General features: G+C 63.8%; 3 protein-coding genes and 1 pseudogene. 3 read left to right on the top strand and 1 reads right to left on the bottom strand.

Features of this window, described 5'->3' with window-relative positions:
* Nucleotides 1–502: pseudogene (locus HP546_RS28790) on the top strand (magnesium chelatase); the annotation flags it as partial.
* Nucleotides 503–612: 110 nt separating this feature from the next.
* Complete coding sequence (locus tag HP546_RS28785; RefSeq protein WP_256678562.1) at nt 613–1170, top strand: VWA domain-containing protein; 558 nt, start codon at nt 613–615, stop codon at nt 1168–1170.
* A 105-nt stretch (nt 1171–1275) separates the two neighbouring features.
* Here the strand turns inward: HP546_RS28785 and HP546_RS28780 are convergent, their stop codons facing one another.
* On the bottom strand, nt 1276–1542 hold the full coding sequence (locus HP546_RS28780; protein WP_172232835.1) for a hypothetical protein: 267 nt from the start codon (nt 1540–1542) through the stop codon (nt 1276–1278).
* A 342-nt stretch (nt 1543–1884) separates the two neighbouring features.
* Here HP546_RS28780 and HP546_RS28775 point away from each other — a divergent pair.
* The coding region (locus HP546_RS28775; protein WP_172232832.1) for a sigma-54 factor interaction domain-containing protein at nt 1885–2751 on the top strand (867 nt) is incomplete at its 3' end.

The raw sequence follows: 2751 nt of genomic DNA, 5'->3' as shown, positions 1-2751 counted from the left end.
GGGCTTACCCGAGCCCGAGGCGCGGCAACAGATCATTCGTCGTCGGTTGGCTTTTGACAGTGATCCGCAGGCCTTCTGCGGGCAATGGGCCGCAGCCCAGGCACAACTGCGCGAGCGCTGCCACGCGGCACGCCAGGCCTTGGCCGGTATCGCCCTGGATGATCAGGCGCTGGCCTGGATCACCGAACGTTGCTACGCCGCTGGCGTCGATGGCCTGCGCGCCGACCTGGTCTGGCTGCGCGCAGCACGGGCGCACTGCGCCTGGCGCGGTGCCGCGGCCATCGACCAAGCGGATGTCGACGCCGTGGCCGAGTTCGCCCTGCGCCATCGCCGCCGCGCAGCGCCACAGACCAGCCCACAGTCGGCGCCGCCGCAACCTGACCAGCAGGGTACCACCCACTCAGGTGACCCGGGCGGGCAGGGCGACTGGGGCGCCTTGCCGCCGCAGCCGGTGGCCAGCGGTGCCCGTCGCGAGGTGCCGAACTGGGCAAAAAAGCCCTGAGCATCCCCCAGCCACCTGCCACAGGGGCGGATGCCAAAGCGGACGCAGGCAAGCAGTACGGCGCGAGCCGTGGCCGCGCGCGCAATGCTGCAGCTGGCCGGGTAGCCTGGCTGGCGACCTTGCTCAAGGGCCGGCCACGGCTGCGCCAGGACGTGTGCTGGCAACAACGCCAGGCCAGGCCCGCAGAGTTGTGGCTGGTGATTGTAGACGCCTCGGCCTCCACCCGCCGGCACCAGGCGCTGGCACAGACCAAAGGGCTGCTGGCAGCACTGTTCGACCAGGCCTACCGCCAGCGCGCCCGTCTTGCCTTGCTGACCGCCAGCGGTCATGCGCCGCAGTGGCAGCGCCACGGCCTGAAAGCCTCGGCTGCGCTGCAGCCCTGGCTTCAAGCCTTGGGCGCCGGTGGCGGGACACCGCTGATGAACGCGTTGGAGCAGGCCCGCCACTGGCTGCAGGCGCGGCGGCGAGCCCACCCCGAAGAAGTGGTGCGTTGCCTGATATTCACCGACGGTCGCCTGCAGCACTGCAACGGCGTGCAGCCGATGCCATGCGACACCTTGCTGGTAGATATGGAGTTGGCGCCGGTTCGCGTTGGGCGCGCACAGCGTCTGGCTGAGCAGTTGCAGGCCGAATACCAGCACTTGCATCAGTTCAAGGTCGTGAATTGAAAAATGTGCGCGACATCATGTCGCAATAAGGAAAGTTGCCAGAACAGCCAGTGGGGAAGTTGCACAAGTGCGTGGCGGTGCACGCACTTGGCCGGGCGGGCGATATTATTTCGGCATCGACCAGGGCTGCAGGTTGTAGCCTTTCTCGCACAGTTCGGCGCGCACTTCCTCGATCAGGCTGGCCCACTGGGCAGGGTCGGAATAGATGCGCGACGACACTTGCTTGCTGCCGATGCGAGTGCTGGTCCGGTCGATCACTGCCAGGCTCAACTCACCAGTACCGTTGGGTGCATCCCAGGCTACGCACTGGAAAGGTTCGAAGGCATGGTCGGCAATCAGCAGTGCTTCGTTGACACGGAGCGGGGCATTCATGGTTCGGTCTCTCTATGGTCCCAAACATCGAAGTAAGTCCGCGTTGCTTCAAAGTCGCCTCTTTGATTCGCGAGTTGCAGCGCGGGGTTATGTGTACTGATGCTCGTTGTCCGGGGGCAAGTCACACATTGGTTGTAAAAAAATTTGTCAGGATGGAATCCGTTCTTGCCTGCGCCGCCATGTGATGTCGATAAAGTGCGAAAATTCCCGTATGGGTTTGTAAAAAAATGATTCGGCAGACAGACGGTACTGGGCAGCGTCAACTTCGTTGCTACTGTTAATTGGGCGCCACAACTTGCTGTTTTACTTCAAAAAACCAAAAAATGGCGCCAAGGATCGATCATGCAGCAGCCCGCCGCTCAACGCCGTTTGCTCATCGTCGACCCCTGCGACGACTGCCACCGCTTGCTGCCAGGCCTGCGCAACGCTGGGTGGGATGTGGACAGTTGCGTGCTCGGGGCCGCACTGGATCATCCTTGCGATGTGGGCCTGTTGCGTTTGCAGGCAGCGCACCTGAGGCACCCGGACGCGGTCAAGGACATGATCAAGCGCAGCAACACCGAATGGATCGCGGTGCTCAGTGCCGAGCAATTGCGCATGCCGGCGTTCGGCGATTTTGTCTGCGAGTGGTTCTTCGACTTCCATACCTTGCCATTCGACGTCTCTCGCGTGCAGGTTACCCTTGGCCGGGCGTTCGGCATGGCGCGCCTGCGCGGCAAAGGGGCGGTCAAGGTCGACGAAGCCACCCACGAACTGCTCGGTGAAAGCCGGCCGATCCGCGAGCTGCGCAAATTACTGGGCAAACTGGCGCCCACCGAATCGCCGGTGCTGATCCGCGGTGAAAGCGGCACCGGCAAAGAACTGGTGGCACGCACCCTGCACCGCCAGTCGCAACGCAGCGAGCAGCCGTTCATCGCTATCAACTGCGGAGCGATTCCCGAGCACCTGATCCAGTCCGAACTGTTTGGCCATGAGAAGGGCGCGTTCACCGGCGCTCACCAGCGCAAGTCCGGGCGTATCGAAGCGGCGCATGGTGGCACGCTGTTTCTCGACGAAATCGGTGACCTGCCGCTGGAGCTGCAGGCCAACCTGCTGCGTTTTCTCCAGGAGAAGCACATCGAACGGGTGGGCGGCAGCCAGCCGATTCCGGTGGATGTGCGGGTGCTGGCGGCGACCCACGTGGACCTGGAACGGGCCATCGAGCAAGGG

It is taken from the genome of Pseudomonas sp. CM25 (assembly GCF_013179705.1).
Lineage (GTDB): Bacteria > Pseudomonadota > Gammaproteobacteria > Pseudomonadales > Pseudomonadaceae > Aquipseudomonas.
Note: the sequence above shows the minus strand (reverse complement) of the source record. Positions and strands in the feature narration are given on the sequence as shown.

Bases quoted from the DNA above. Each gene is read 5' to 3' on its own strand.
- HP546_RS28780 (WP_172232835.1), bottom strand. From the start codon at position 1,542: ATGAATGCCCCGCTCCGTGTCAACGAAGCACTGCTGATTGCCGACCAT.